The sequence below is a fragment of the Kitasatospora sp. NPDC101235 genome (assembly GCF_044767505.1).
Taxonomy (GTDB): Bacteria; Actinomycetota; Actinomycetes; order Streptomycetales; family Streptomycetaceae; genus Kitasatospora.
In genome coordinates this window covers 330609-357078 of record NZ_JBIWNZ010000007.1, presented here as the reverse complement: position 1 = coordinate 357078, position 26470 = coordinate 330609, and the positions used below count along the sequence as shown (strand labels likewise).

At 73.4% G+C, this 26470-nt stretch carries 27 protein-coding genes; 16 read left to right on the top strand and 11 right to left on the bottom strand.

What is annotated here, in order from left to right:
* Nucleotides 1-643 precede the first annotated feature (643 nt).
* The 3 genes from ACIRRH_RS15420 to ACIRRH_RS15410 all read left to right on the top strand — a co-directional run bounded on the left by ACIRRH_RS15420 (nt 644) and on the right by ACIRRH_RS15410 (nt 1715).
* Nucleotides 644-964: a heavy-metal-associated domain-containing protein gene (locus tag ACIRRH_RS15420; RefSeq protein ID WP_403066813.1), complete on the top strand. Its 321-nt coding sequence runs from the start codon at nt 644-646 to the stop codon at nt 962-964.
* Between the two features lie 173 nt (nt 965-1137).
* Nucleotides 1138-1419, top strand: coding sequence for a metal-sensitive transcriptional regulator (locus tag ACIRRH_RS15415; RefSeq protein WP_224282060.1), 282 nt, complete (start codon nt 1138-1140; stop codon nt 1417-1419).
* Nucleotides 1420-1568: 149 nt separating this feature from the next.
* Entirely contained in the window at nt 1569-1715 is a 147-nt protein-coding gene (locus tag ACIRRH_RS15410; protein WP_403066812.1) for a hypothetical protein, read from the top strand.
* Between the two features lie 6 nt (nt 1716-1721).
* On the opposite strand, the gene ACIRRH_RS15405 is transcribed toward ACIRRH_RS15410, so the two are convergent.
* A complete protein-coding gene (locus ACIRRH_RS15405; RefSeq protein WP_403066810.1) occupies nt 1722-2264 on the bottom strand; it encodes an MOSC domain-containing protein in 543 nt (180 codons plus the stop codon).
* Between the two features lie 62 nt (nt 2265-2326).
* Nucleotides 2327-2716, bottom strand: coding sequence for a DUF4345 domain-containing protein (locus tag ACIRRH_RS15400; protein WP_403066847.1), 390 nt, complete (start codon nt 2714-2716; stop codon nt 2327-2329).
* A 93-nt stretch (nt 2717-2809) separates the two neighbouring features.
* On the opposite strand from ACIRRH_RS15400, the gene ACIRRH_RS15395 reads away from it, so the two are divergent.
* Entirely contained in the window at nt 2810-3448 is a 639-nt protein-coding gene (locus ACIRRH_RS15395; RefSeq protein WP_403066808.1) for a TetR/AcrR family transcriptional regulator, read from the top strand.
* Nucleotides 3449-3549: 101 nt separating this feature from the next.
* Entirely contained in the window at nt 3550-4761 is a 1212-nt protein-coding gene (locus ACIRRH_RS15390) for a cytochrome P450 (RefSeq protein ID WP_403066806.1), read from the top strand.
* 41 nt (nt 4762-4802) lie between these two features.
* On the opposite strand, the gene ACIRRH_RS15385 is transcribed toward ACIRRH_RS15390, so the two are convergent.
* Complete coding sequence (locus ACIRRH_RS15385; protein ID WP_403066804.1) at nt 4803-5591, bottom strand: phosphotransferase enzyme family protein; 789 nt, start codon at nt 5589-5591, stop codon at nt 4803-4805.
* Complete coding sequence (locus ACIRRH_RS15380; RefSeq protein WP_403066802.1) at nt 5588-6754, bottom strand: Dyp-type peroxidase; 1167 nt, start codon at nt 6752-6754, stop codon at nt 5588-5590. The genes ACIRRH_RS15385 and ACIRRH_RS15380 overlap by 4 nt, the downstream gene beginning before the upstream one ends.
* Before the next feature lie 94 nt (nt 6755-6848).
* On the opposite strand from ACIRRH_RS15380, the gene ACIRRH_RS15375 reads away from it, so the two are divergent.
* From ACIRRH_RS15375 to ACIRRH_RS15365, 3 genes are all read left to right on the top strand, one after another.
* Nucleotides 6849-8201, top strand: coding sequence for a right-handed parallel beta-helix repeat-containing protein (locus ACIRRH_RS15375; RefSeq protein ID WP_403066800.1), 1353 nt, complete (start codon nt 6849-6851; stop codon nt 8199-8201).
* 168 nt (nt 8202-8369) lie between these two features.
* Complete coding sequence (locus ACIRRH_RS15370) at nt 8370-9104, top strand: TSUP family transporter (protein WP_403066798.1); 735 nt, start codon at nt 8370-8372, stop codon at nt 9102-9104.
* Nucleotides 9105-9284: 180 nt separating this feature from the next.
* The gene (locus ACIRRH_RS15365) at nt 9285-10553 is read left to right on the top strand and encodes an MFS transporter (RefSeq protein WP_403066796.1); all 1269 of its coding nucleotides are present in this window, start codon (nt 9285-9287) and stop codon (nt 10551-10553) included.
* 165 nt (nt 10554-10718) lie between these two features.
* Here ACIRRH_RS15365 and ACIRRH_RS15360 read toward each other — a convergent pair whose 3' ends face one another.
* Nucleotides 10719-11984 carry an MFS transporter gene (locus ACIRRH_RS15360; RefSeq protein WP_403066794.1) on the bottom strand — a complete coding sequence of 422 codons (1266 nt, stop codon included), beginning with the start codon at nt 11982-11984 and terminating at the stop codon, nt 10719-10721.
* A gap of 511 nt (nt 11985-12495) precedes the next feature.
* Nucleotides 12496-12822, bottom strand: a complete 327-nt coding sequence (locus ACIRRH_RS15355) for an ArsR/SmtB family transcription factor (RefSeq protein WP_403066792.1) — start codon at nt 12820-12822, stop codon at nt 12496-12498.
* Nucleotides 12823-13225: 403 nt separating this feature from the next.
* Here ACIRRH_RS15355 and ACIRRH_RS15350 point away from each other — a divergent pair, with 403 nt between their 5' ends.
* Nucleotides 13226-13954 (top strand): DUF4097 family beta strand repeat-containing protein, encoded by a 729-nt coding sequence (locus ACIRRH_RS15350; protein ID WP_403066790.1) that lies wholly within the window; start codon nt 13226-13228, stop codon nt 13952-13954.
* Nucleotides 13955-14154: 200 nt separating this feature from the next.
* Here the strand turns inward: ACIRRH_RS15350 and ACIRRH_RS15345 are convergent, their stop codons facing one another.
* Complete coding sequence (locus tag ACIRRH_RS15345; protein ID WP_403066788.1) at nt 14155-14349, bottom strand: hypothetical protein; 195 nt, start codon at nt 14347-14349, stop codon at nt 14155-14157.
* A 265-nt stretch (nt 14350-14614) separates the two neighbouring features.
* Here ACIRRH_RS15345 and ACIRRH_RS15340 point away from each other — a divergent pair, with 265 nt between their 5' ends.
* Nucleotides 14615-14974, top strand: coding sequence for a hypothetical protein (locus tag ACIRRH_RS15340; RefSeq protein ID WP_403066786.1), 360 nt, complete (start codon nt 14615-14617; stop codon nt 14972-14974).
* Between the two features lie 360 nt (nt 14975-15334).
* On the opposite strand, the gene ACIRRH_RS15335 is transcribed toward ACIRRH_RS15340, so the two are convergent.
* Nucleotides 15335-16057 carry a molybdopterin-dependent oxidoreductase gene (locus ACIRRH_RS15335; protein ID WP_403066784.1) on the bottom strand — a complete coding sequence of 241 codons (723 nt, stop codon included), beginning with the start codon at nt 16055-16057 and terminating at the stop codon, nt 15335-15337.
* 450 nt (nt 16058-16507) lie between these two features.
* On the opposite strand from ACIRRH_RS15335, the gene abc-f reads away from it, so the two are divergent.
* The 4 genes from abc-f to ACIRRH_RS15315 all read left to right on the top strand — a co-directional run bounded on the left by abc-f (nt 16508) and on the right by ACIRRH_RS15315 (nt 21211).
* The gene (gene abc-f, locus ACIRRH_RS15330; protein WP_403066782.1) at nt 16508-18142 is read left to right on the top strand and encodes a ribosomal protection-like ABC-F family protein; all 1635 of its coding nucleotides are present in this window, start codon (nt 16508-16510) and stop codon (nt 18140-18142) included.
* A gap of 86 nt (nt 18143-18228) precedes the next feature.
* Nucleotides 18229-20028 carry an ABC-F family ATP-binding cassette domain-containing protein gene (locus ACIRRH_RS15325; RefSeq protein ID WP_403066780.1) on the top strand — a complete coding sequence of 600 codons (1800 nt, stop codon included), beginning with the start codon at nt 18229-18231 and terminating at the stop codon, nt 20026-20028.
* Nucleotides 20029-20048: 20 nt separating this feature from the next.
* The gene (locus ACIRRH_RS15320; RefSeq protein ID WP_403066778.1) at nt 20049-20612 is read left to right on the top strand and encodes a CGNR zinc finger domain-containing protein; all 564 of its coding nucleotides are present in this window, start codon (nt 20049-20051) and stop codon (nt 20610-20612) included.
* 83 nt (nt 20613-20695) lie between these two features.
* Complete coding sequence (locus ACIRRH_RS15315) at nt 20696-21211, top strand: hypothetical protein (protein WP_403066776.1); 516 nt, start codon at nt 20696-20698, stop codon at nt 21209-21211.
* A gap of 225 nt (nt 21212-21436) precedes the next feature.
* Here the strand turns inward: ACIRRH_RS15315 and ACIRRH_RS15310 are convergent, their stop codons facing one another.
* On the bottom strand, nt 21437-21865 hold the full coding sequence (locus ACIRRH_RS15310; protein ID WP_403066774.1) for an Ohr family peroxiredoxin: 429 nt from the start codon (nt 21863-21865) through the stop codon (nt 21437-21439).
* Nucleotides 21866-22020: 155 nt separating this feature from the next.
* Here ACIRRH_RS15310 and ACIRRH_RS15305 point away from each other — a divergent pair, with 155 nt between their 5' ends.
* Both ACIRRH_RS15305 and ACIRRH_RS15300 read left to right on the top strand, forming a co-directional pair.
* On the top strand, nt 22021-22650 hold the full coding sequence (locus ACIRRH_RS15305) for an MFS transporter (RefSeq protein WP_403066772.1): 630 nt from the start codon (nt 22021-22023) through the stop codon (nt 22648-22650).
* A gap of 94 nt (nt 22651-22744) precedes the next feature.
* Complete coding sequence (locus ACIRRH_RS15300; protein ID WP_403066770.1) at nt 22745-23614, top strand: LysR family transcriptional regulator; 870 nt, start codon at nt 22745-22747, stop codon at nt 23612-23614.
* A gap of 85 nt (nt 23615-23699) precedes the next feature.
* Here ACIRRH_RS15300 and ACIRRH_RS15295 read toward each other — a convergent pair whose 3' ends face one another.
* Nucleotides 23700-24392, bottom strand: coding sequence for a YoaK family protein (locus ACIRRH_RS15295; protein ID WP_403066768.1), 693 nt, complete (start codon nt 24390-24392; stop codon nt 23700-23702).
* A 77-nt stretch (nt 24393-24469) separates the two neighbouring features.
* Nucleotides 24470-26350 carry an amidohydrolase gene (locus ACIRRH_RS15290; protein ID WP_403066845.1) on the bottom strand — a complete coding sequence of 627 codons (1881 nt, stop codon included), beginning with the start codon at nt 26348-26350 and terminating at the stop codon, nt 24470-24472.
* Between the last annotated feature and the right edge of the window lie 120 nt (nt 26351-26470).

Genomic DNA, 26470 nt, shown 5'->3' with positions numbered 1-26470 from the left:
AAGTTGCGCTCGCGTCACACAGTACGGTCTACCGGATCAGGAACTGTCGCGAGGGCGAATCCCACAGATTGATCACAACCCGATACGCACCCTAGCTGCGACCGGCAGGGTTCACCGGGTTGCCCGATCGGGCGGCGAGGGCAGGCCGGCCCCCGTCGAAGGCCTTTCTCGCTGCGGATGCGTGCGCACTCCCTGCACTGAGCGGCGGGGACGTCGGGATGGCGGGCGTTGGCGTCGCGCCACACCGGGCAGGAGTGCGGTTCGAGTGCGGCCGGGGTGCTCGCGGCTCCCTTGCGGCGGCGGTTGACGCCCCACAGTGTGTCGTCACCGACCGAGTAGCAGCCGCGGGACGTGTGCTTCCAGGCCCCCCTTCGGCTTCGCCGTTCAATGCAGCGACCACATGGGGTGGGGCTGCCCACGGGGTTCACCTCGCATGGTGGGTGCCGGTCGACCGCGGGATGCACGGGAGCGCCTTCACCCGCCCGGCCACCCACAACAGGGCTTTCACAGTGCGGCGTTGACGACGGCATCCAGGCGGCCTGGAAGCCTCTTCATTACCCTAGGGGGGTATGGTATGTTCAGAAGCGAAGCAGCCGCCCGGACAGTCCGGCCGGCGCCGGACACCCACGACAGGAGCACACCCATGAGCGAGACCACCGTCACCGTCGAGTCCGCCGCCACCGAGGCCTCCTCCTGCTGCGGCTCGTGCGGCACCAACACCGGCGCGACCCCCGCCGCCGAGTCCGCCCTGACCTCGGCCTTCCAGGTGAAGGGCATGACCTGCGGCCACTGCGTCACCTCGGTGACCGCCGAGCTGAAGAAGCTCGACGGCGTCACCGACGTCGCCGTGGACCTCGCCACCGGCAAGGTCACCGTCGGCAGCACCCGGCCGCTCGCCGACTCCGACGTGGCCGCCGCCATCGACGAGGCCGGCTACGAGCTGGTCGGCCGCGCCGACGGCTGACCACCGACGTGGGGGGGGGGGGGGGGGGGGGGCCCCCCCCCCCCCCCCCCCCCCCCCCCCCCCCCCCCCCCCCCCCCCCCCCCCCCCCCCCCCCCCCCCCCCCCCCCACCCCCCCCTGCCGCACCCCCGGTAGAGTGTGAGCACGCCTCACCGCACAGGAACCGGAGACGGCCATGGCCAGCTACAGCTCCCACAAGGACGACTTCCTCAAGCGGCTCCGCCGCATCGAGGGCCAGATCCGTGGCCTCCAGCGCATGGTCGAACAGGACACCTACTGCATCGACGTCCTGACCCAGGTCTCCGCCGCCAGCCGTGCCCTCCAGTCCTTCGCCCTCCAACTCCTGGACGAGCACATCGAATGCTGCGTCCGCGACGCCATCGCCGAGGGCGGCCAGGAGGCGAGCACCAAGATCCGCGAGGCCAACCAGGCCATCGCCCGCCTCGTCAGGTCCTGACCGCGCTCCAGCAGCGAAGGCTCCGCCCCGGCTCCCGGCAGCTCACGCACCGGGAGCCGTCCCCGTTACGGGGCGGGGGTATCCCTCGGCCCTTCGGCCGACCGGTGAGCCAGGCCGGCGGCATCTGCCGGAGCGTACCGGGAGGGGGTATGCCAGCCGAGGGAGTGCCCGACTCCGGCCCGCTGCCGGGCGGGAGCCGACGCCGGGAGCATCCGCCGACCGGGCCGTGGCGCAGCTGGAAGGCCGGGAAGTCGTACCGCTACGACCTGCGTCGCGTCGACGGGGACACCCGCTGAGGCGCCTCAGACCCGGTCGAGCGGGCGGTGCGGGCCGTCCGGCAGCTCGACGGCGATGGCGTCGCCGGGCCGGACCGGGCCGCCGGCGCGGACGATCCCCATGATTCCGGCGCGGCGCACGATCGTGCCGTCCTCGGCGCGGCCGACGACCTGCTTGAGCAGGCCGGGCCGGTAGGTGTCGATCTGGGCGCACGGGTTGCGCAGGCCGGTGATCTCCACCTCGGCCTCCGGGCCGATCCGCAGCACGGCGCCGACCGGCAGGCCGAGCAGGTCCACGCCCTCGGTGGTGATGTTCTCGCCGAGCGCGCCCGGCGCCACGTCGAAGCCGGACTCGCCGAGTTCGGTGAGCAGTTCGCGGTGGATCAGGTGGACCTGGCGCAGGTTCGGCTGACTCGGGTCCTGGGCGACCCGGGAGCGGTGCCTGACCGTCACCCCGGCGTGCACGTCCCCTTCGACGCCCAGCCCGGCGAGCAGCGTGATGCCGTCCCGGTTCGGCTTGGTGAACGAGTACTCGGCGTTGCTGCTGACTGCCACCACGGTGCCGCTCATGCTCGGGCCCCTCCTTGCGGACGCATGTTCGATCGACGTAGAAGCATAGCCACCCCGCACCGTCAGCCCTGTGCGTGCGCCCGCTCGTCCGCGTCGGCGAGCCACAAGTACACCGGTGCGAGCCCGAGTTCGATGGCCATCAGCACCAGCTGGAACCGGTGCGGCCGGCCGTCCACCGCGATCGACAGCACCCGCCCGAGGCCGCCCAGCAGGAACACCGCCGCCAGCCACCGCACCACCCGGGCGGGCACCGGCGACTGCCGGGCGGCCTGGATCCAGGCCGCGCCGTACCCGGCGAAGACCGCCCCCATGAAGCGGCCGAAGCTGCCGACCGTGGGGCCGGCGTCCGCGATCCCCGGCATCGCGGCGTTCCCCAGCAGGAGGTGGAGGAATCCGATCGCCACACAGGCGACCCCCATCGTCCACGCGAGCACCCGTAACGCCCTGGCCATGACCCACCCGCCCATCACGGAGACCGATCTGGTTGACACGTGTCTACCAAGCTAGCGCCAACAAGTAGACGCGTGTCAAGTAACCTGGCGGGCATGCCAGCCCACGAACGACGCCGCCGGCTCCCCCCGGCCGAGCGACGTGCCCAGCTGCTCTCCGTCGGCGCCCGGCTGTTCGCCGAACGGCCGTACGAGGAGGTGCTGATGGAGGAGGTCGCCGAGCAGGCCGGGGTCTCCCGCGCCCTGCTCTACCGGCACTTCGCGAGCAAGCACGAACTCTTCGCGGCGGTCTACCGGGAGGCCGCCGACGACCTGCTCGCCAGGAGCCGGTTCGATCCGGCCGACACCCTGGTCGAGCAGCTGGTCGAAGGCATGGACGCCCACCTGGACTACTTCATCGCCAACCGGCACGCCGTGCTCGCGGCCAACCGCGTGCTGGCCGGGGACCAGGTGATCCAGACCATCATCACCGGGGAGCTCGACGCCCTGCGCGGCCGGCTGCTCGGCGTCCTCCCGCTCGCGGACGAGCGGGCGCGGCAGGCGGTGTCGCAGATCCTGCGCAACTGGCTGGTGTTCGTCCGGGTCCTGGTCATCGACTGGCTGACCGAGGAGACCTGCACCCGCACCGAGCTGCGGGACGCCTGCATCGGCGCCGTTCTGGGCGCGCTCCGGCCGCTGCTGCCGACCGATCCTGCACCCGGCTGGGGGCGCCGAGGGCATACCATCGGGGCGTAACGGGAGAAGCATCACAAGCATCCAATTCCTCGTGAAAATAAGACAATTGAATGCTCGGACTCCCCTCGACCAGCCGGACCTCCGACCCCGTGAAGGGCCCCATGGACTCCGCCGCAGCCGACCCCCGGACCATCCTCCCCCCACTCCACCGGCTCCCCACGACCCCCGCCCAGCCGCCCCACCCCACCACCCTCCCGGACGGCACCCCCGCGTGGCTGATCACCCGCTACCACGACGTCCGGCAGGTCCTCGGCGACCCCCGGGTCACCCGGGCCGACCTGCATGACGTCGGCACCGCGGGCGGCACCGCGGACGTGGCCGCCAACCCGGCCTCCCTGTTCAACCAGAACGGACCCGCCCACCGCCGACTGCGCGGTACCGCCCAACGGGCCTTCACCCCGCGGGCCATCGCCGGCTGGCAGCCGTGGGTCGCGGCCGCCGTCCAGCAGTCCGTGGACCGGCTGGTCGCCGCCGGCCCGCCGGCCGACCTCGTGCAGGCGTTCGCCCGGCCGGTGCCGTTCGCCGTCACCGCCCGGCTGATGGGGCTCGACGGGGACGGGCCGGACCACCTGGACGAGGCGCGGCTGCACCGCTGGACCCTCGCCCTGCTCGCCCAGGGCGGCGGGCAGGGCGGGACACGGACGGCCGACCAGGACGACACCCTGGCCGAATTCGGCGCGTTCACCGAGGAGTTGGTCGCCCGACGGCGCCGCGCGCCCGGCGACGACCTGGTCAGCCGACTGGTCCGGGCCGCCGACCAGGACGGCGGCGTCCCCGAGGAGTCACTCGTCTTCCTGGTCGCCGGGCTCACCGCCAGCGGCAACGAGAGCGTCGCCGGAGCCCTCGCCAACGCCGTGGTCTACGTGCTCGGCGAACGCCCCGAGCACTGGCCGCACCTCGCCGACCCGGACATCGCCGAGCACACCGCCGAACGGCTGCTGCACTACATCCCGCTCGGCGACGACGAAGCCACCATCCGCCGCACCACCGCACCGATCGAGGTCGGCGACGTCACCGTCCCGGCCGACGCGGTCGTCGCCGTCAGCCTCGGCAGCGCCAACCGCGACCCGGCCGTCTACCCCGAGGGCCTCGACGCCGACCTCGGCCTCCCGCTCCTGGCCCCCACCCTCGCCTTCAGCGCCGGCCCGCACTACTGCATCGGCGCCTGGCGGGTCCGCCTGGAGATGCGCGAGTCCCTGCACCGCCTCGCCACCGCCCTCCCGGGCCTGCGCCTGACCACCCCGCTCACGGAGCTCGCCTGGCAGCTCGGCAGCACCACCCGGAGCCCCGCCCGCCTCCCGGTGGACTGGTAGCCGCCCCCGAGAGCGCGGTCAGCGCGCCGCCCTGCTCGACGTCAGCCGTCGAGCAGGGCGACCAGCCACCGCTCCCGGCGCCGCTCGATGTACTCGGCGTCGCTGCGCCAGACCTCCCCGTGGCCCTCCGCCCAGAGCCTCGCCCAGGGCTGGACGCCACGGCCCGCCCGGTCCCGCAGGAAGTCGTGCATGGCCCGGGTCCGCGGCCCCAACAGGGGTACCAGAGCGCGCCGTTCGCCCTCGTCCAGCCCGTAGGCGTCGGCGAAGACCCGCAGCCGGGCCGCCGCGTCGGTGTCGGCGAGCCGCCGGTCCGGCTGCGCCGACAACGGCAGGAAGCCGTGCAGCGCGTAGGCGAGGTCCCAGAGCCGGGTCCCCGGGGCGGCCGCGTCCCAGTCGATGAAGGACCACTGCTGCTCGGCACCGACCACGAGGTTCCACGGGGCCAGGTCGTTGTGGGCGATGATGTCGGCGCCGTCGGGCGGCATCAGCACCTGCCAGCGGGCGTCCGGCGGGGGCGTGAAGTCCCGGACGGCGTCGTGGAACTCCCGGATCAGGCGCGCGACCCGGGCCAGCCGCTCGGCGGGGTCCAGCAGGTCGAAGCGGTCGGGCCAGACCACCCGGCCCGGCTGGTACGTCAGCACCTCGCGCCCCTGCCCGTCGAGGCCGAGCGGGCGCGGCGCCGCCCGGAACCCCGCCGCGTGCAGATGCTCCAGCAGCGCGTGCACCGCGGGCGTCCACGGCCCGGCCGGGCGCCGTACGGTCTCCCCGACGCGGACCACGCCGGCACTCGTGTTCCCGCCGGACAGCGGCTGTTCCTCCTCGCGGCTCATCCGAACAGCCCCTCCCCCAGCGTCCCGCCCGCCGGCGCGCCCGGCAGCACGTAGGCCACCGCCGAAGCCGTGTGCTCGACGAAGGCGTTGAGGGCGTCGCGCGCAGCCAGCCGGTTCTGGACGCGGGTGAACTGGGCCGGGTCGCGCATGAAGGCGCAGAACAGCAGGCCGCGGTCGCCCGGGCCGTCGTCGTAGCTGTAGCCCCGCCGCAGCATCCGGGCGCCGCCGTCCAGGCGGGGGCTGGAGAGGCGGACGTGCGCGGTGGCCGGGATGACGTACGAGCCGTCCGGGTTCTTGGCGTAGATGTCCGGCTCGTCGTGCTCCGCCGCGCCGGTGAGCGGCGCACCGTCGCCGGCCCGACGGCCCATCACCTGCTCCTGACGGTCCGCGGGGAGGGCGGCGAAGGCGGCGGTGTCCATCCGGATCCGGCGGTAAACCAGCACCGTCCCGTGCTCGTGCGGCCCCGGCGGGCCCCAGACCCACTGCCCGCCCTCCGGGCCGTTCGGGTTCGCCGTGCCGTCCTTGAAGCCGAACAGGTTGCGCGGCGTGGCGCCCCCGGCCGTCCGGGCCAGGAAGCCGGACTGCGTCCACCGCACCGTCGCGCCCGCCGCCCGGGCCGCCGCGCCCACCTGCTCGGCGACCACGGACAGCGGCCAGCGGTCCGCCGCGCACAGCTGGATCACCAGGTCGCCGCCACCGCGCGCCGGGTCGAGCCGGTCCCCGGGGAACTCGGGCAGCTCGGTCAGCAGGGCCGGCGGAACGTTCAGCCCCAGCCGGGCGGCGAGGCCCGGCCCGACCCCCACCAGGCTGCTGAGTCCGGCCGGTCGGCCTTCCTGCAGCCGCGCGTCCGTCGGGCTGCCGCCCGCCGCCTCGGCCAGCACCCGGGTCAGCTCGCCCAGCAGGCCGCGCAGGGCGGCCCGCCCGTCCGAGGTCGCGGCGGGCGCCAGGTCGAGGGCCAGCAGCTGGGTGGCCGGCTGCTGCGGGGCCGTCACCCCGGCCTGCCGTTCGCCGTGGAAGGGCACGGCCGACTGCTCCGGCGGCGGCGCCGCCCGGCCGTGGTCGCTCGCCCGGCCGTTCCCGCCACCCAGGGCCAGCGCCGCGGCCCCCGCGCCGAGCCCGGCGGCCACCACCGCCCCGCCCGCGATCAGGGCCCTTCGATCCACACCGCTTCTGACAGTCGGTGGCTGGTCCTGCGCCTTTCCGGTTTCGGCATGCATGAGCGACATTGGAGACGATAGAACACGCCGTATGCAAATTTTGACCACACGTCACGTTCGCTCCGCCACAACGCCCTCACCCGGCGCCCTGGCCGTCAAGCGGCTGCCCGCCCTGCTCGCCGCCGCCGTCCTCGCCCTCTCCGGCTGTTCCTCGGGCGGCTCGTCCTCCTCCGACGCCAAGCACCCGGACGGCACGGTCATCCGCGTCCCGCAGCACTTCCCGACCATCCAGCAGGCCGTGGACGTCGCCCGCGAGGGGGACACCGTCCTGGTCGACCCGGGCACCTACCGGGAGAGCGTGCGCCTCACCAAGCCCAAGATCGTGCTGCGCGGCACCGACCGCAACACCGTGGTCCTGGACGGCGGCCTGCGGCTGATCAACGGCATCACGGCCTCCGGCCCCGGCTCGGTGGTGGAGAACCTCACCGTCCACGGCTACCTCGCCAACGGCGTGCTGTTCACCGGCGTCACCGACGAGAAGCTCCAGCAGCACGGCGCCGGCGGCTCCGCCTACAACCCGCTGGACACCGTCCGCTTCCCGGCCCTCCAGGGCTTCCGCGCCAGCAACGTCACCGCGTACAACAACGGCCTGTACGGCATCTACGCCTTCGACGCCCGCGGCGGCGTCATCGAGGACTCGTACGCCTCCGGGGGCGCCGACTCCGGCATCTACGTCGGCCAGTGCAAGCCCTGCGACACCCTCGTGCGGGGCAACACCGTCGAGCGCAACGCCGTCGGCGTCGAGATCACCAACGCCTCCGACGGGCTCACCGTGGTCGGCAACCGGATCACCGGCAACCGGGTCGGGGTCACCGCCAACTCCAACGACCTCGAAGCCCTCGCCCCCCAGCACGGCGCGGTGATCGTGGGCAACGTCGTCACCGACAACAACGCCACCGACACCCCCCAGCAGGCCGACGGCGCCTACGGCATCGGCATCGGGATCGGCGGCGGCACGGGGAACCAGGTGCAGCGCAACCTGGTCCAGGGCAACCGCGCGGCCGGCATCGTCATCACCGACCCGCCCGGGCACCCGGCGAGCGGCAACCGGATCGAGGGCAACCGGGCCACCGGCAACGGCACCGACCTGGTGCTGGCCTCCGCCGACCCGGGCAACTGCTTCACCGGCAACCAGCCGGCCGTCCAGAGCCCGGACGGCCTGGAGACGCTGACGGGCTGCGCCGTCCAGGGCCGGACCGCCCCGCCCTTCGGCCGCACCAGCCCGGTCCAGGCGCCGCCCGGCATCCCGTTCAGCCAGGTACCGGCCCCGCCCGCCCAGCCCTCGCTGCCGGACCCGACCGCGCCCGGCCGCCCGGCGACCGACCTCCCGGGCCCGGTCGACCCGGGCGCCTACCCGCTGCCGGAGTCCGCGGACGCCGTCCTGAAGCACTGACCCCCGTCCGGGCCCGCGCCCACGCCCGCCCGACGGGCGTCACCGGTGCCCCGCCCCGCCCGCCCTGGCTGGGCGGGGCGGGCGGGCGGGCCCGGCAACTCGGCTGTGCGGCATGATCGGTGCGACCGTCGGACGATCCGACGTCCGGCGCCGAGAGGGGACCACCCGATGCCCGACGGCTGGACCGCCGACCTCGTCCTGGGCTGCGCCGTCCTGCTGGGCGCCTCCGTCCAGCGGCTGGCCGGCATCGGCTTCGCCCTGGTCGCCGCGCCCGTCCTGGTCCTGTTGCTCGGCCCGCGCGACGGCGTCACGCTGTCGAACCTCGCCGCCGGCGTCATCAGCGCCGTCGGCCTGCTGGGCAGCTGGCGGCAGGTGCGGCTGCCGGCGATGCTGCCGCTGATCCTCGCCGCGGCCTGCACGGTGCCGGCCGGGGCCTGGGCGGCGGCGAGGATCCCGACACCGGGGCTGCTCATCGGCATCGGGGCGCTGGTCACCCTGGCCGCCCTGCTGGTGCTGCGCGGGGTACGGGCGGCCGCGCTGCGCGGGGTCGGTGGCGCCCTGGTCGCGGGCGCCACCAGCGGGTTCATGAACGCGGCCGCCGGGGTGGGCGGCCCGGCCGTCTCCCTGTACGCCGTCAACACCGGCTGGACGGCCCGGGAGTTCCTGCCCAACGCCCAGTTCTACGGCGTGGTGGTGAACGCCTTCTCGCTGGCCGGCAAGGGCGTGCCGGCGCTGTCCGGGCCCGCCTGGTGGCTGGTCGCCGTCGCGCTCGCGGGCGGCGCGGCGATCGGCCGGCTGCTCGCCGGGCGGGTGCCGGAGGGCCGCGCCCGGATGGTGGTGCTGGGCCTGGCCCTGGCGGGCGGGCTGACCACCCTCGCCAAGGGCGTCTGGGGGCTCGGCTGAGCGCGCCCGGCCGGGCATCGCCGTCCGGAGGCCCGGCCGGAACAGCCGAAACCCACCCACCGGATACTCCGGACAACTCCGGATGAGCCCGACACCCTTACCGACACGGATAGTTCGGGATACCCTCGGCAGTTCGGAAACCACCCGAACAGCCCTCCGCGGACATGACATACTGCGTCGGTGACCTCAGCTGACCTGGCCGCGAAGCCGTTCAAAAGCCGTCCCCACCTGGGCCGGAAGTTCAACCTGCTGTGGTCCGCGTCGGCGATCTCCTCGGTCGGCGACGGCATGCGGGACTCCGCCCTGCCGCTGCTGGCGGTGGCCGTCTCCGACTCGCCCAGCGCGGTCTCCGTGGTCTCCGTCGCCGCGTCACTGCCCTTCCTGGTGATGTCGCTGTACGGCGGAGTACTCGCCGACCGGGCCGACCGGCGGCGGCTGATGTGGACGATCGACGGCGCGCGCGCCGCCGTCGTCCTGGGCTTCGCCGCCTGGGTCTTCCTCGCCGACCCGCCGCTGGTCGCCCTCGCCGCGCTGGCCTTCCTGCTCGGCTGCGGCGAGACGGTCTTCTCCAACGCCGCCACCTCGGCCGTCCCCGAGCTGGTCCGCCCCGACCAACTCGACGCCGCCAACGGCCGGATGCAGGCCAACATGCTGATCGGCGGCAACCTGATCGGCCCGCTGCTCGGCTCGGTGCTGTTCGCCGTGGCCGCTGCCTACCCGTTCACGGTGGACGGCGTCTCCTTCGCGCTCGCCGCCGTCCTGGTCGCCGCCACCGGCCGCTCCACCGCCCCGCGTGCCCGGGCCGACCGCCGCCCGGTGCTCACCGAGATCCGCGAGGGCGTCGACTGGCTGTTCCACCACCGCGACGTGCGGATGCTCGCCGTGCTCTCCACCCTGGGCGCGCTGGCCTGCTTCATGGGCACCACCATGATGGTCCTGATGGTCACCAAGGTCATCCACGCGCCCGCCGCCTCCTACGGCATCGTGCTCGCGGCCGGCGCCATCGGCGGCACCGCCGCCAGCACCCTGGCCGGCCGGCTCAGCCGCCTGCTCGGCCGCGGCACCCGGATCGCCCTCGCCTTCCTGCTGATGGGCGTCTCGCTGATCCTGATGGGCCTGAGCACCTCGGTGGCCGAGGTCGCCGCGCTGTACGGCGTGGTCGGCTTCGGGATCGTCACCTGGAACATCCAGGCGATCTCGCTGCGCCAGCAGGCCGTACCGAAGGAACTGCTCGGCCGGGTCAACAGCTGCTACATGCTGCTGAGCCGCCTCGGCATCATGGCCGGCGCCGCCCTCAGCGGCTGGATCGCCTCCGTCGTCAGCATCCGCACCCCGCTCCTCCTCGGCGGCGGCCTGCTGCTGGCCCTGCTGGTCGCGGTGCTGTTCCTGCTCCCGCGGATGACCGCGCTGGAGGCCGCCCCGGCCGCCGCCGCTCCGGACTCCGAGTAGCCCCCACCGGCTGCCGCACCTTCCGCCGGGGCCGCACCTTCCGCCGGGTCAGGCGCGGCAGCCGGGCCGAGCGAGTGGCCCGTGCGACCGCCTCGGCGGAGTCACCCATCACCGTCCACCGGGCGGTCCACACCGCGAAGTCGCGCGGCGTCGCTCGCCGACCGCCTAGGAACGCTCCCCCTCGGGCTCGTTCGTCCGGGCGGCCGTGCGGGTGGGCAGACTCTCGGGCGGCCCGCCGGCGGGTGGGGTGGTGGTCCGGGGTCGGGCGGCGGTGAGGGCGGCCAGGGCCGGGGTGGCGGCGAGCACGAGGCAGAGCGGTAGTGGCAGGTGGTCGGCGAGGAGACCGGCCAGCGCGGTGCCGGCCGAACTGCCCGCGTTGAACGCGGCGTTGACCCAGGCGCCGGCTCGGGTGCGCCGCCCGGGCCCGGCGAGTTCGTCGGTGAGCAGGTAGGCGGTGGTGAGGGTCGGGGCCACGGCCAGGCCAGCCAGGGCGGCGACGGCCGCCAGGAGCGGGAGTGTCGGGGCGAGGGCGGTCAGGGCCAGCGCGCCACCGAAGGCCGCGGTCAGGACGGCGAGCCGGACCCGGGCCGGAGCCTGCCAGTCAAGGGCGCCGAGGGCGAGACCGCCGACCGCGCTCCCCGCGGCGAGCATCCCCTCCACCCACGCGGCGTCGGCCGCCTGCCCGTGCCGCTCGGCGAAGACCACCGCCAGCAGGACGAACGCGCCGAGCCCGGCCCCTGCCCCCGCGGCAGCGGCGAGCGGCTGGCGGGTTCGGGCCAGCAGCCGCCAGGGGCGCGAACCGCCGTCGGCCACAAGGGAGTTCACTTGGGCGGGGGCTGGCTCACTGCGCACCGAGGCGGCCAGGGCGAGGGTGCCGGTGAGCACGAGGGCGGCACCCAGCACCAGTCCGAGAGCCGGGCGGTCCGTCGCCGCCGCGATCAGGCCGGCCAGCAACGGGCCGGTGACGTGCAGGAGTTCCTCGGCGACGGTGTCCAGGCTGTAGGCCCGCCGGCGCAGCTCGGGATCGGGCAGCAGGGCGCTCCACCGCGCCCGGGTGACCGGCCCGAGGGGTGGCGCGAGCACCCCGGCCGCCATGGCGAGGGCGAGCAGAGCCGGGAACGGGACGCCGGGCCGCCAAGTGGCAGCGGCCAGGCCGAGCAGCACCAGCGCGTACCCGGCCGCCATCGGCGGCAGCGCCCGGCGTGGACCGTGGCGGTCGACCAGCCCGGCCCGGACGGGTGAGAGCAGCACGTTGGAGGCGGCGAACAGGGCCGTCAACCAGCCGGCCCGGGCGTACGAGCCGGTCGTACCGGTGACGGCCAGCAGGAGCGCGAGCGGGACGATGCCGTAGGAGAGGCGGCCGATCAGGGCCGCGCCGAAGAGCCGGACCGCGCCTGGGGTGCGCAGGACCGTCGCATAGGACGAAGACATGGAGGGGTTCCTCGAAGAGCAGGCGCGCGCTGCGCGCCGGTGTACCGGGACGCCGAAGGGCCGCACCACTCGGGTGCGGTCGCTGACCGGGGTCCTAGTCACGAGAGAGGAACACGGGGCCATGGTAGGGCATGGTCCTGCCGGATCTCGCGTGAGAAGTCGGTGGGGCCGACTTCTCACGCACGGCTGCGGCGCCGACCACGGACCCGCATCGATGATGCCGCGCACCAGCGGGCGGAGCCGGGGGCAGGGCCCCGCGGTGGCACCCTCGACTCCCCATGGACATATCAACACGCCACCTGTAGCATCATTCTGACAGGTCGACAGTTCCGGACCCGCCGCGACGGCGCATCCCCGTTCGACCCGCACCGGGTGGCACGGCAGGGCCGCGCCCCCGCCTCCGAGCCGGGCGCCGGATCGCTCCCCCGTCGATCCGGCGCCCCCTCCCATTGTCATGCACGGGGCGGTCGCCCGGATGGCCTCTTCCGCTCGTTCGAGCATCGCGCTCGCGTCAGGCGTCGCGCTCCACCCGCTCGGCCTGCGCCCGGTCCTCCCGGAGGGCGGCGATGACGCTGTCGACCGTGACGCGGATGTCGAACGGAGCGAGTTCGAAGAACTTCATGGCCTTGCCGCCATCGGAGAGCTCCAGCGCACCGGCGACCAGGCCGGCGTGTTCGAGCCGCTCCAGGTGCATGTAGAGCAGTGACCTGGACATGCCGAGCCGTCGGGCCAGTTCGCTGACGTGGACCCGACCCTGCGCGAGTTCGCCGATGATCCGCAGGCGTTGGGTGTGCCCGACGGCGGCCAGCAGGGCCAGCAGTTCCGCGCTCGTCAGCACCCCTACCCTCTTCCTCCCACCTGAAAGGTGAGACTGACAGGCGTGAACATGCACTGTCAAGACGATCAACGACCGCCGGTTCCACGCCAGTTGCCCGTCAGAACGACCGAGAAGACCTCCTGGATCCAGATCATCACCCGTCGCACCCACCACCCTCACCCGGCGACACCGGACCAGGGCGGCCTCGCCACCTGCATCGACCGGCCCGACGGAACCCCGGGGCGAAGCCGGAGGACGCCGACTTCGCCTCCGCGACCTCCCCTGACGTCCACCACCTGCAGAACTCTTCACCCCCACAGGGGGGTTAGCCCCATGGCCCGCGACTTCTCCGCCGCGATAGCTTCGTGGAGTCCGCCCCGCGGCGGGGCCCATCCAGGAACGCCTTTCAGATTTGGGGAAAGACATGCGCAAGCAGTCCGGCCGTCTCGCGTCCTTCGTCGCCCTCGCGGCGGCCATGGGCGGTCTCAGCGCCTGCGGGCTGGCTTCCGACAACACGTTCGACGACGACACCACGGTGGGCGAGAAGATCACCGCGGTGAGGCTCGACACCACCGCCGGCGGCGTGACCCTGCGCGGCAAGGAGGGCCTCGACAAGGTCTCCCTGCACCGGTCGGTCAGCTACCAGGACGCCAAGCCCGGCGCGACGAGCCGGGTCGAGAACGGCGTCCTGGTGCTCGGCGGCTGCGGTCAGCACTGCGCGGTCACCTACACCGTCGACGTCCCCGCGGGGCTGCCGATCAGCGGCCAGACCTCCTCCGGCGCGGTCAGCCTCTCCCACGTGGGCAACGTGCAGGTCACCACCAACTCCGGGGCGGTCAACCTCGACGGGGTGAACGGCACCACGGAGGTGAACACCACCAACGGCGCCATCACCGGGCGCGGGCTGAACGGCGACCACATCCGGGCCGAGGCCCACAACGGCGCGATCGACATCACCTCGACCAAGCCGCAGGACATCAGCGCGTCGACCTCCAACGGCGCCATCACCCTGGCCGTGCCGCCCGCCAAGTACAAGGTGTCCGCGAAGACCGGCAACGGCCAAAAGGACATCGCATTCCCCGACGACCCGTCCGGCCGGTACCAGCTCGACCTGAGCACCAGCAACGGACGCATCTCGGTCAAGCAGGCCTGACCCCTGTTGCCGCCTGCCCGGACCACCACCGGCAAGACCCCGGCCTCGCCCGACATCCGACGCAGGCCCTCCACCGACCGGTTGAACGCCGCCACTTCGTCGGACTGAGGTCCGCATCGGCCCTCCTGGCACATGATCTGAGATGCCGACAGCTCTCTGCGAAGTCTCACAAGGAGTCGCCGGCGCGGCGGGTGTCGGGGCTACAGGCCCAGGTCGACGGCCAGGCACGAGTAGAAGTTCCAGGCGCTCTCGGGGTTGTAGGAGGCGTTGGCCGCGCCGCCCGGGCCGGTGGCCGCGTCCTCGGTCATGTCCTCGAAGCGGATGCGCTCGGGAAGCGTGCCGTAGCGTGCGTGTCGCGAATCGGCGGCGTGGTCGCCCGCGGGCTGCTCGGTCATGGCCACTCTCCAGATCGGCGATCACGGACGGCGCCTTCGTGGCGCCGGCGACGGCTTCAGGGTGCACCCCGGATCGTCACCCGTCAAGATGGTGACGGAAGATGGCGGAAACACATGCACCGTTCGCAGCTCACACGTGTTTGGCCGGTTCTGCACTCCCGGGCGCATTGTTGAAGATGCAAGGATCTGCCCCGGCCCGGACTCGAACGATGAGTGACGCGCCGATTCCTCCGGCAGTTCCGCCACACACGAAAAGGTGGGTTGCATGTTCACACCCCAGGTGAAGCTCCGCAGCGCAGCGGTGACCACGGCCATGGCCGCCGCCCTGATCGCCCTCGGCACCGGGGCGGCCGGCGCCACCGGCTGGCCGCCGTTGGAGCCGGGCGCGCGCCTCTACTCGGCCACCGGCGGGCAGGGGGCGGTGACCACCGTCGACCTGACCGACCTCGGCACCTGCCACACGCTGTCGACTCCCGCCCGCTCGGTACAGGTCGCCAACGGGGCCGCATCCGTGGTGCTGTACCCCGGCGCCGACTGCACTGGTGGCCATGCGTGGGCCACCGGCTCGCTGGCGCAGTCCAACCTTCCGCTGGCGGCCCTGAGTTACCGGGTGGTCCCGGCGTAGCGGCACCTCCCGGGCCACCCTGCGCGACGGACGCGCGACCCCACCGTACGGCGGCCGCACCGGGCACACATGCCTCACGACCGCTCTCCGATCGATGCGCACACCTGCCAGGCGTCACCATCTTGACGAGTGACGCACGCTTGTGGAAATCTACCGTCACCGGTCAGGGCAGTTACTTTCCGATGAGGACATCCACTGTGGCAGTCGTACGGTTCCATCTCGTCTCCACGCTCGGCACCGAGGACATCGTTTCGGTGCTGACCGACTTCAGCCCCTCCCGCGCCGAGGTCTGGCCGGACGCCGGTGGCCCGGTGGACCAGGCGCTCGGCGGCACTGAAGCGCCGGACCCAGTCCGGCTGTTCAGGCCGCGCCGCCATGCCGGTCGGCGTCGTCGAGCCAGCCGTCGACGGCATAGCCGCGCTCCTCCCAGTAGCCGGGGACGACCCTGTCGGTGACCGAGATGCCGGACAGCCACTTGGCTGACTTGTAGAAGTACATGGGGGCCACGTAGAGGCGGACCGGTCCGCCGTGCGCGTGGGTGATGGGCTCGTCCTGCATGTTCAGCGCCACCAGGACGTCCGGGCGACGGGCCTGCTCCAGGGTGAGGCTCTCGGAGTACTCGCCGTCGAAGCAGGTGAACCGGACCGCCGCGCCCGGGGAACGCACTCCGGCGGCATCGAGGATGTCCGCCAGTCGCACCCCCTCGAAGGGCGTCCCGTCCACCCGCCAGCCGTCCGTGCAGAGCACGTCGTGGACCACCCTGGTCTGCGGCAGTGCGCGCAGCTCCGCCAGCGTGTACGTCTTCTGACGTTCGACCAGTCCGTCGACCCGCAGCTCGTAGTCGGTCTCGTCCTTGTGCGGCACCGAGCCGACGACGCTGAAGTGCCGGAAGCCGCCCGGGTTGGGCAGCAGCCCGGTCAGGCCGGTCGCGTCCTTCTCGGAGGCGGCGGCCAGCGCCCTCTCCCAGCCGCGCTGGAGGTACGGCGCCGCGGCGAGCCCCGCGGCACCCGCGCCGAGCATGCCGAGCACCGCGCGCCGCCCCACGGGCGCGCCCTCGGCGCTCCGCTTCGACTTTCCCGCCATGGCCAGTGCGCTCCTTCGAGGTGGCGACGATCCCGGCGAGCGGCCGCCCCACGGCCGGCCCGGTCGCGGGCGGCTTCACACGTGTGAACGCGGTCGAGTTGCTCTCGACCTCGTCACCGGTTCAACTGATGACGACGCTGGCACGGCCGCGCCCGGCCTGTCAACGAGACGGCCGGCGGCTCGGGCCGAGGCGAACGAGGGCGCGGGAAAAGAAAGTTGCCGCTCACGGAAGGCCTGCTAAAGTGGCCGCAATCTGTAGTCGTGTGATCGAGGAGTGGCAGACGTGGCGGGTGACGACGACATCTCCGGGTGAGATCCGGATCTGACGGCCACCGGCCGGTGCTTCAGCAGCGCCGCCGCCGGAGTGGTCCGTTTCGTCGTACCCACTTTCCGCATGTCTGCCCGGGGCAGAGGTCCATCCCTGCCCTCATTTCCTTCGAGGTCACTTCCATGTCCGACGCTGCCGTCGTCTGCTCCAACGTCTCCTTCGCCTGGCCCGACGACACCCCGGTCTTCCACGACCTGTCCTTCACCGTGCCCGCCGGCCGGACCGGACTGGTCGCCCCCAACGGTGCCGGCAAGAGCACCCTGCTCAAGCTGATCGCCGGCGAACTCAGGCCCGCCACCGGCTCGGTGTCGGTCACCGGACGGCTCGGCTACCTCCGCCAGAGCCTCCCCCTGACCTCCGACCTCACCGTCGCCCAGGTGCTCGACATCGCCGAGATCATCCGGGCCATCGACGCCGTGGAGTCCGGGGACGTCGACGAGCGGCACTTCACCACCATCGGCGACGACTGGGACATCGAGGAGCGCACCCGCGCCCAGCTCGACCGCCTCGGCCTGACCGACCTCACCCTGGACCGCAGTCTGAGCACCCTCAGCGGCGGCCAGATCGTCTCCCTCGGCCTCGCCGCCCAGCTGCTCAAGCGCCCCGACGTGCTGCTGCTCGACGAGCCGACCAACAACCTCGACGCGCAGGCCCGGCACAAGCTCTACGACGTGCTGGCGGACTTCAACGGCTGCCTGCTGCTGGTCAGCCACGACCGCGCGCTGCTCGACCGGATGCAGCACATCGCCGAACTCGGCAACGGCGAACTGCGCTTCTACGGCGGAAACTTCACCGCGTACGAGGAGGCCGTCCGGGCCGAGCAGGAGGTCGCCGAGAAGAACGTCCGCAACGCCGAGCAGGAACTGAAGCGGGAGAAGCGGGAGATGCAGCAGGCCCGCGAACGCGCCGAGCGCCGCCAGAGCAACGCCGCCCGCAACCTCAAGAACGCCGGCCTGCCCCGCATCTTCGCCGGGAACATGAAGCGCGGCGCCCAGGAGTCCGCGGGCCGGGCCGGCCAGATGCACGCGGCCCGGGTCAGCGAGGCCAAGGCCCGGCTCGACGAGGCCGGACGCGCCCTGCGCGAGGAGCAGCGTCTCTCCCTGGACCTGCCCGACACCCAGGTACCCGCCGGACGCAACCTCTTCCTCGGCGAGGGCCTGCAGGTCCACCACGCCGGCCGGCCGGTGTTCGCGGACGGCGGCGTCGACCTGAGCGTCCGCGGCCCCGAGCGCATCGCACTGACCGGTCCCAACGGCGCGGGGAAGAGCACCCTGCTGCGTCTGGTCACCGGCGAACTCACCCCGGACAGCGGGGAGATCAAGCGCAACGACGGGCGGATCGCCTACCTCTCGCAGCGTCTGGACCTGCTCGACCTCGACCGCACCGTGGCGGAGAACTTCGCCGCGTTCGCCCCCGAGCGGCCCGAGACGGAACGGATGAACCTGCTCGCCCGCTTCCTCTTCCGCGGCGCCCGGGCCCACCTGCCGGTCGGGGTGCTCTCCGGAGGCGAGCGGCTGCGCGCCACTCTGGCCTGCGTGCTGTGTGCGGAGCCGGCCCCGCACCTGCTGCTGCTCGACGAGCCGACCAACAACCTCGACCTGGTCAGCGCCGGCCAGCTGGAGAGCGCCCTGAACGCCTACCAGGGAGCCTTCCTGGTGGTCAGTCACGACGAGCGGTTCCTCGCCGAGATCGGGGTCAACCGCTGGCTCCGGCTGGCCGACGGCACGCTGAAGGAGACCGGGGCGCCCGCGGTGTGAGCCGCCGACGTGTGACCGGGCCCGCGCCCGAGGCTCCGTGCCCGGCGGGCCCACCACCCCTCACGTCGGAAGGACCAAGGATCCCCGTGCTCCAGCACGCCCTGCTCGCCCATGACGTCGTCCGCAACCTCGGCGGCCGGCGCGTCCTCGACGGGGTCGGCCTGAGCGCCGCCCCCGGCCACCGGATCGGCCTGATCGGGGAGAACGGCGCCGGCAAGTCCACCCTGCTGCGGGTGCTCGCCGGCGTGGACGAACCCGACGCGGGAAGCGTCTCGCGTCCCGCGGACCTCGGCTTCCTGCACCAGGAGATGCCCTTCGAGACCGACGCGACCGTCGCCGCCGTCCTGGACGACGCGCTGCGCGAGGCCCGCGAGGACCTCGCGGAACTGGACCGGCTCGGCGCGGAGATCGCCCGTGTCCCGGAGACCGCCCCCGGCCAAGCGGAGCTCCTGGACGCCTACGGCAGGCGGCTGGAGCAGGCCCGGTACCGGGAGTCCTGGGACGCCGACCGCCGCGCCGCCCTGGTCCTCGACGGGCTGGGCCTCGGCGCGCTCGGGCACGACCGCACGCTCGGCTCGCTGTCCGGCGGGCAGCGCGGCCGGCTGGCCCTGGCCGCGCTGCTCGTCCGACGGCCGTCCGCGCTGCTGCTGGACGAGCCGACCAACCACCTCGACGACGGCGCCGCCGCCTTCTTGGAGGAGCAGATCCGCGAACTGCCCGGCACCGTGGTCGTCGCCGCCCACGACCGGGCGTTCCTGGACGCCGTCTGCACCCATCTGGTCGACCTCGACCCGGCGGTGGACGGACCGGTCCGCTACGGCGGCAACTACAGCGCGTACCTGGGCGAGCGGCGCGCCGAGCGGGAGCGCTGGGAGCGGCGGTACGCCGAGGAGCAGCAGGAGCTGGCACAGCTGCGCCACTCGGCCGGCGTGACCGCGCACCTGGTCGCACCGGACCGGGGGCCGCGCGACAACGAGAAGATGGGTTACGGCCACCGGGCGGGCCGGGTACAGAGCCAGGTCTCCCGCCGGGTGCGCAACGCGGCCCGCCGGCTGGAGGAACTGGAGCGCGCGCAGGTCCCCGAGCCGCCGCGCCCGCTGCGGTTCGCCGTCGCCGCCCTGGCCACGGACGCCGACGCCCTGGGCACGGAGGCCGGGGCAGGGGCCGGGGCCTTGGGCGTCGGGGCCTCGGATGTCGGGGCCGTGGATGCCGGGGCCGTGGATGCCGGGGCCGTGGATGTCGGCGCCTTGGCCCCGGGCACCGTCGCTCTGGCCGCGGACGCCGGGGAGGACCGGCGGCCCCTGGTCTCGCTCCGGGACGTCCGGGTGCCCGGACGGCTCGCGCTGGACGCTCTGGAGGTGCCGGCGGCCGACCGGCTGCTGGTCACGGGCGGCAACGGGACGGGCAAGTCGACGCTGCTCGCCGTGCTCGCCGGGCACCTCGCCGCCGGGGGCGCGGTGCGCCGGCGCCCCGGGCTGACGGTGGGGCTGCTCACCCAGGACACCGCGTTCGACCGGCCCGACCGCACCGTCCGCGACACCTACGCGCTGGCACTGGGCCCGGCTCGGGCCGAGGAGGTGCCGCTGGGGTCGCTCGGTCTGCTGCACACGGCGGACCTGGACAGGCCGGTCGGCCGGCTGTCCGTCGGACAGCGCCGACGGCTCGCGCTGGCGCTCCTGGTGGCCGAACCGCCCCAGCTGCTGCTGCTCGACGAACCCACCAACCACCTCTCCCCCCGCCTGTGCGACGAACTGGAGGAGGCCCTCGGCACCGGTCCCGGCGCGATCGTCCTCGCGAGCCACGACCGCTGGCTGCGCCGGCGCTGGCAGGGCCGCGAGCTGCGGCTCGACCCTGCCGGGGCCGGGCGTTGTTGCCCCCCTGCGTAGTCACCTGTCAGCATGGTGATGTGAACCTTGACCATGTCTTCGTCTGCGGGCACCCGGCCCTGGACTTCGCGGCCACGCTCCGTGCACGGCGCACGATCCGGTTCGAGATGTTCGTGACGCCGGAGCGGTTGAACGCCTGGTACCTGGACTGTGGGCTGGTGGACACGATCACGCCCGGTGACGAACAGGACGTCCGCGAGGCGACGACCGTCCGCGAGGCCATCTACCGGCTCGTCACCAACCGACGGCTCGGCGAGGCGTTCGACCGCGAGGCGCTCGCCGTGCTCAACGGCGCCGCACGCAAGCCGCCCGTGACACCGCAGCTCACCATGACCGGGCGGCACAACGAGGCGACCCCCGAGCAGGCGCTGGCGACCGTCGCGCGCCAGGCGGTCGAACTCCTCAGCGGCCCGGACGTCCCCCTGATGAAGGAGTGCGGCAACCCGGAGTGCACCCGGGTCTACATCGACCGCTCCCGGGGCATGCGCCGCCAGTGGTGCGGCATGGAGTCCTGCGGCAACAAGATCAAGGCCGCCGCCTACCGCGCGCGGAAGAAGACACCGTCCGCCACGGACCCTCGATAGCCCCCTCCGCAACCACACGCGTCGGCGCGCGGGCCCCGGCATGGGTACCATGCAACACCACCATGCCTAGGGAGTGAACGGTTGTGACCCGCCATCCAGCCTCCACGCTCCGGTCCCGGTACGTGGAACAAGCCGCGTCGGACCTGGAGAAGAACCACCAGCGACAGCGGGAGCTGGCGGAGGAGCTCAGGGTGCTGAAGCAGGAGGAGGCCCTCCTGGCCGACATCCTGAGTCTCGCCGAGCGGTACGAGGGGCCCACCGACCAGGCACTTCCTCCCGAGCAGCCACGGGACGAGTCCCCCGCCCCGGCGGCCCGCACGACGAGGACCGGCACGACGAAGACCGGTGCGAAGGCGGCCTCGCACCGGCCTCTGCTCGGTGACCTGCTCGTGGAACTCCTGGGCCGGCACGACGAGCCGCGCCCGGCGAAGGACCTTCGGGTCGAGCTCATGGCGAATTACCCGAAGCGCAATCCGACGCCCCAGGTCGTACGGAACACCCTGGAATCCCTCGTCGCCAAGGGGCGCGTCCGGCGCCACAAGCAGCAGCGCTCCGTCATGTACACCCTGCTGCAGCCGGGCCCGGGCGACGCCGGCTGACCCACCGACCGGCCACGGCCTCTCCCCCCGGAACCGCCCCTCCTCGGTGACGGTGGAACACCGGTCAGGGGTGTGACGAAGGCGTCCGGCCAGCGATGGATACGTGTGCGTCGACGAAGCCATGTGCCGCACCCGTCCTCCGGCCGGTGGTGTGGGTGTGTCAGTGCGGGCGGGTCCCGTGCGGGACGGGGGAACAGGCACGGGACCCGCCGTCTGGGGGGTGGGTCAGGCCGCAACGCCGGCGTGGATGACGACCGGGATGTTGTCGCGCGTGGCCTTGGAGTACGGGCAGATCCGGTGCGCGGCGCGCGCCAGCTCCTCGGCGGTGGCCTGGTCCACTCCGCCGAGCACGGGGCGCAGGACCGCGGAGAGCGAGAACTCGTCGTCATCGCCGTGGGTCAGCGTGATCTCGGCGGTGATGGTGGTGCTGGTGAGCCGGATCCCGCGGTCCCCGGCCGCCCGGCGGAGGGCTCCGAGGAAGCAGGCGGCCCAGCCGGCCGCGAGGAGCTGCTCCGGGTTGGTCGCGGTGCCGCCGCCTCCGAGCTCCTTCGGAATGGCGAGACCGGTCTCCAGCAGACCGTCGGAGGAACGGACCCGGCCGCCGTTGCGGCCCTCACCGTCGACGTCGACAACGGCGGTGTAGCTGACTGCCATGACTGGTGCTCCCCATCTGGGTCGAGTGGACTGTCCCCCGCCCCGACCGGCGATGTGTGCAGAAGCCGCTGAACTCGCATCACCGGTCGAAGCAGTGATGCAATGATGACAATCCTCGCCGTCACCAGTCAAGCAGGTGACAACCCCCTGTCAGAGTGCAGCCGCGGTTTGAACTCCTGGTACTCGTCCCCCGCGGCCCGCTCCCACCCATCGTTCTCGAAGATCCTGCACGCACGACAAGGCCTGCCACTGACAGGTACGACGACAGGCCGAGAGACCGGCTCGCCCTGCTGGCGGACGGTCTGACCGGCCCCGGCTTCCACTACTCCCCCGTCGGCGTCGGCCTGTTCGCCCTCGTCGGCGCCGCCGGAGCGGCCGTCGCCCCGTTCGCCGGACACTGGGCCGACCACGGGCTGACACGCCCCATGACCGGCATCGCCCTCGCCGTCGCCGCCGCCTCCTTCACACTCGCCGGCCTCGGCGGACACAGCGCCATCCTGCTCGCCCTCGCCGCCGTCCTCATCGACATGGCCGTCCAGGCCACCCTCATCCTCGGCCAGCACACCGTCTACCAGCTCGACCCCGCCGCCCGCGCCCGCCTCAACAGCGCCTTCATCGCCATGTTCTTCATCGGAGGAGCCGCCGGATCCCAACTCGGCTCCGTCGCCTACCACTCCTGGGGCTGGACCGGCGTCACCGCCCTCGGCACCGCCCTGCCCCTGATCGCCCTCCTCTACTGGACCACCGAACGCCGGCAGGCGGCCACCGTCACCGCCGAGGCGTGACCCGTCCGCATACGATGCCGTAACGATCGAAGCCGCGCTCCGTCCGGGCCCGCACGCTGGGCGCCGGACGGAGCGCGGCTCAACGGGAGTGATGATGGATCTTCGGCAGATGGAGGTCGTGGTCGCGGTGGCCGAGACCGGCGGCTTCACGGCGGCGGCCCGGCGGCTGCACGTGGTGCAGTCCGCCGTGTCCAGCACCGTCCGCGCCCTGGAACGCGAGCTGGGCACCGCGCTGTTCGACCGCACCACCCACCGGGTCGCCCTGACCCGGGCCGGCGAGGCGTTCGTCCCCGCCGCCCGGGCGACGCTCCGCTCCGCCGAGCTGGCCCGGGAGGCGGTCAACGCTGTCCAGGGCAAGCTGTGCGGGCGGGTCACCGTCGGCACCATGCAGGGGGTGTGGGCCGGACTCCACCACGCCCTGGCCGCGCTGCGCGCCGAGCACCCGGGCGTGGTGGTGCAGCTGCGGCAGGCGGCCGTCGCCGACATCCGGCAGGCGCTGCGCGAGGGCACGGTGGACCTGGCCGTGGTGGCGCTCGACCGTCAGCAGCAGCGCGGGCTCACGACCCGGCTGCTGTCCCGCGAGGACATGGTGCTGCTGGCGGCGCCCCGGCGGGTGCTGGTCGGGGCGACCCCGGACGGCGAGGTCCGGCTCGCCGACGTCGCCGAACTGCCCCTGGTGGACTTCCCGCCCGGCTGGGCCATCCGCCACGCGGTCGACCGGTCCTTCCGGGCCGCGGGCGTCGACCGGAGCACGACGTTCGAGGTGAACGACATCGTCGCGGCGGCCGAACTGGTCCGCAACGACCTGGGCGTCTGCATCATGCCCCGGTCGATCGCGGACCGCTTCCCCGAGCTGCCCCAGTACCGCTTCGACCACCACGCCCCGCACTGGAAGGTGATGGTGGTACGGCCTCCCGGCGAGCCGCCACCGGCCGTCGCCGCGCTGCTGCGGCACATCACCTGAAGCCGGGACACCGAGAAGCCGAGACGGCGGGGACGTCCGAAGGGACGCCCCCGCCGTCTCGGCGTCGGATGCGCGGCCCGCGGCCTCACTCGCGGTAGAGCAGGACGGTGGCACCCGCCAGGGCCGCGCTGAGGACCAGCGCCCAGGCGGTCTGCCCGTGCAGCACCAGGACGGCTCCGGGGTAGGCGCCGGCCAGCATGGTGACCACCGAGAGGATCTTCCGGCGCCGGCGCGGCGCGGTGCCGCCGGCCAGACGGGAGTCGGCGGCCAGACCGGTCAGGGTCAGGGTGAGCACGGTGGTGGTGAGGTCCGGCACGCCGAGGCCGCGGACGGTGCCGTTGCGCAGACCCATCGCCAGGGCGAGCAGCGCGATCACCGCGTACTGCGCGGAGCCCTCCGCACCCCAGGCGAAGACGACCGCGGCGGCGGCCCCGTACAGCGCGACCTCCAGGACGAAGGCCGTCCGCAGTTGTGCGGCCCGCCGGGAGCCGGTGTCGCGGACGGCGAGGCGGCCGGCCAGGAGGGCGCCGAGCAGGAAGGCGGCGAGGGAGGTCAGCGAGCCGACGACGGAGAAGCCGGGCGCTCCGGCGAGGGCGAAGGCGATGACGACGACGTTGCCGGTCATGTTCGCGGTGAAGACGTGGCCGAGGCCGAGGTAGCTGACCGCGTCGATCAGGCCGCTGACCAGGGTGAGGCCGAAGAGCGCCAGGGCGAGCGGGTGGCGGTCGTGGATCTGCGGTCCGGGAGTGCTCCGGGGTACGGCTGCGGGCGTGGTCACGACGGCTCCTGAAGAGAGGAATGAAGGAGGGGCACCGCCTGGATTCGGCGGTGCCCCCGGACGCATGTGACGATTCGTCAGAAGAAGCAGGGGTCCATCGGCAGCTGGGGCTGCCCCGGCAGGGCGAGGCCGCGGGCGGCCCGCCAGGCGTGCTGCTCGCCGGAGGCCGCCACGGCCTCCAGCACGCCCTCGGCCTGGCGGACGCCGGCGGCCAGGCTGGGGGCGGGGGTGGCCTGGTAGCCGCCGAACTCGGCGACCGGGCTCCAGGACGGCGACACCTCGGGCAGCTCGGGCGCGAGGCCCTCGTGCTCCTGGGCGGCGTGCACGATGCGCCCGCCGACCACGGTGAGGACGGCCTCGATGTGCGGGATGTCGGCCTCGGGCACCGTGAAGTAGTCGGCGCTGAGCAGCGCGAGGTCCGCGTAACTGCCGACCGTCAGACGGCCCTTGACGTCCTCCTCGCCGGTGAGGCGGGCGCCGCCCAGGGTGTAGAGCTCCAGGGCCTGGGCGCGGTCGAGCCGGTTGTGCTCGGCGGCCAGGCGGCGGCCGGAGACGGCCCGGCCGGAGACCAGCCAGTGCAGGGCGACCCAGGGGTTGTAGGAGGAGACCCGGGTGGCGTCGGTGCCCGCCGCGACGGTCAGGCCGCGGTCCAGCATCGCGCGCAGCGGCGGGGCCTCGGCGGCGGCCGGGGCGCCGTAGCGGTTGACGAAGGCCTCGCCCTGGAAGGAGAGGCGGTTCTGCACGGAGACGGCGCCGCCCAGGGCGGCTATCCGGTCGAGGCTCTCCTTGCTGACGGTCTCCGCGTGGTCGAAGAGCCAGCGGTTGCCCTGCGGGAAGAGGCCCTCGGCGGCGAGCTTCTCGAAGACGGCCAGGTCACGGCGGATCGTCTCGTCGTAGGTGGCGTGCAGCCGGAAGCCCCAGCCGTTCTCCATCAGCAGCCGGACGGCCTTCTCGAACTCCGTCTCGTAGCCGCCCAGTTGCGGCCGCGGCTCGGTGAAGTTCTCGAAGTCGGCGGCGGCCCAGGTGAGGTTCTCCCCCGCACCGTTGAGGCGCAGCCACTCGTCACCCTCGCCGGGGCGCACGGTGTTCACCCAGCGGGTGAGGTCGTCCAGTTCCTGCCCGGCGGTCTGCGGGAAGAGGTGGTAGGAGATGCGCAGGCTCAGCTCGCCGCGGCGGGCCAGCTCCATCACGGTGCCGTAGTTCTCGGGGAAGGCCTGGAAGCCACCGGCGGCGTCGATCGCGGAGGTGAGGCCGAAACGGTTCAGCTCGCGCAGGAAGTGCCGGGTGGAGCCGATCCGGTCGGCCTCGTCCAGCATCGGCGCCTTGGCCAGGGTGGAGTAGAGCAGCAGGGCGCCGGGGGCGGCGATCAGCAGGCCGGTCGGCTCGCCGTCGTGGCCGCGCACGATCTGGCCGCCGACCGGGTCGGGGGTGTCCTTGGTGAAGCCCGCGGCGCGCAGGGCGGCCTTGTTGAGCAGCGCCGACTGGTAGAGGTGCAGCACGAAGACGGGGGTGTCGGGGGCCGCGGCGTTGAGCTCCGCCAGGGTGGGCAGGCGCCGCTCGGCGAACTGGTCGGCCGACCAGCCGCCGACCACCCGCACCCACTGGCCGGGCGGGGTGCGCTCGGCCTGCCGCCGGAGCATGGTCAGGGCCTCGCGCAGCGTCGGGACGCCGTCCCAGCGCAGCTCCATCACGTAGTTGAGGCCGCCGCGGATGACGTGCAGGTGCGCGTCGTTGAGGCCGGGAATGGCCCGGCGGCCGAGCGCGTCGACCACCCGGGTGCCGGGGCCGACCAGCGGGACGACGTCCGCGTCGTCACCGACGGCCTGGATCCGTCCGTCCCGGATGGCCACGGCGGTCGCCTGCGGGCGGCGCGGGTCGTTGGTGAACACCTTCGCGTTGCGCACGACGAGGTCGGCGGGCTGGTCGGGGGTGCCGGGACGGATTCCGGCGACGGGCATGGTGGACAACGGAGTTCCCTTCGTTCGGTGGCGCTTCGGCGCGGGGCCGCCCAGCGAACCTAGGCAGCCGACGGCGGGCGAGGTTCTCCGCAGCGCATCGGCAGTTGCCCAGCAGCGCAC

Excerpts from the sequence above, each read along its gene's own strand:
- ACIRRH_RS15420 (WP_403066813.1), top strand. The coding sequence starts at position 644 with ATGAGCGAGACCACCGTCACCGTCGAGTCCGCCGCCACCGAGGCCTCC.
- ACIRRH_RS15415 (WP_224282060.1), top strand. The coding sequence starts at position 1,138 with ATGGCCAGCTACAGCTCCCACAAGGACGACTTCCTCAAGCGGCTCCGC.
- ACIRRH_RS15410 (WP_403066812.1), top strand. The coding sequence starts at position 1,569 with ATGCCAGCCGAGGGAGTGCCCGACTCCGGCCCGCTGCCGGGCGGGAGC.
- ACIRRH_RS15405 (WP_403066810.1), bottom strand. The coding sequence starts at position 2,264 with ATGAGCGGCACCGTGGTGGCAGTCAGCAGCAACGCCGAGTACTCGTTC.
- ACIRRH_RS15400 (WP_403066847.1), bottom strand. The coding sequence starts at position 2,716 with ATGGCCAGGGCGTTACGGGTGCTCGCGTGGACGATGGGGGTCGCCTGT.
- ACIRRH_RS15395 (WP_403066808.1), top strand. The coding sequence starts at position 2,810 with ATGCCAGCCCACGAACGACGCCGCCGGCTCCCCCCGGCCGAGCGACGT.
- ACIRRH_RS15390 (WP_403066806.1), top strand. The coding sequence starts at position 3,550 with ATGGACTCCGCCGCAGCCGACCCCCGGACCATCCTCCCCCCACTCCAC.
- ACIRRH_RS15385 (WP_403066804.1), bottom strand. The coding sequence starts at position 5,591 with ATGAGCCGCGAGGAGGAACAGCCGCTGTCCGGCGGGAACACGAGTGCC.
- ACIRRH_RS15370 (WP_403066798.1), top strand. The coding sequence starts at position 8,370 with ATGCCCGACGGCTGGACCGCCGACCTCGTCCTGGGCTGCGCCGTCCTG.
- ACIRRH_RS15360 (WP_403066794.1), bottom strand. The coding sequence starts at position 11,984 with ATGTCTTCGTCCTATGCGACGGTCCTGCGCACCCCAGGCGCGGTCCGG.
- ACIRRH_RS15350 (WP_403066790.1), top strand. The coding sequence starts at position 13,226 with ATGCGCAAGCAGTCCGGCCGTCTCGCGTCCTTCGTCGCCCTCGCGGCG.
- ACIRRH_RS15345 (WP_403066788.1), bottom strand. The coding sequence starts at position 14,349 with ATGACCGAGCAGCCCGCGGGCGACCACGCCGCCGATTCGCGACACGCA.
- ACIRRH_RS15340 (WP_403066786.1), top strand. The coding sequence starts at position 14,615 with ATGTTCACACCCCAGGTGAAGCTCCGCAGCGCAGCGGTGACCACGGCC.
- ACIRRH_RS15335 (WP_403066784.1), bottom strand. The coding sequence starts at position 16,057 with ATGGCGGGAAAGTCGAAGCGGAGCGCCGAGGGCGCGCCCGTGGGGCGG.
- abc-f (WP_403066782.1), top strand. The coding sequence starts at position 16,508 with ATGTCCGACGCTGCCGTCGTCTGCTCCAACGTCTCCTTCGCCTGGCCC.
- ACIRRH_RS15310 (WP_403066774.1), bottom strand. The coding sequence starts at position 21,865 with ATGGCAGTCAGCTACACCGCCGTTGTCGACGTCGACGGTGAGGGCCGC.
- ACIRRH_RS15300 (WP_403066770.1), top strand. The coding sequence starts at position 22,745 with ATGGATCTTCGGCAGATGGAGGTCGTGGTCGCGGTGGCCGAGACCGGC.
- ACIRRH_RS15290 (WP_403066845.1), bottom strand. The coding sequence starts at position 26,350 with ATGCCCGTCGCCGGAATCCGTCCCGGCACCCCCGACCAGCCCGCCGAC.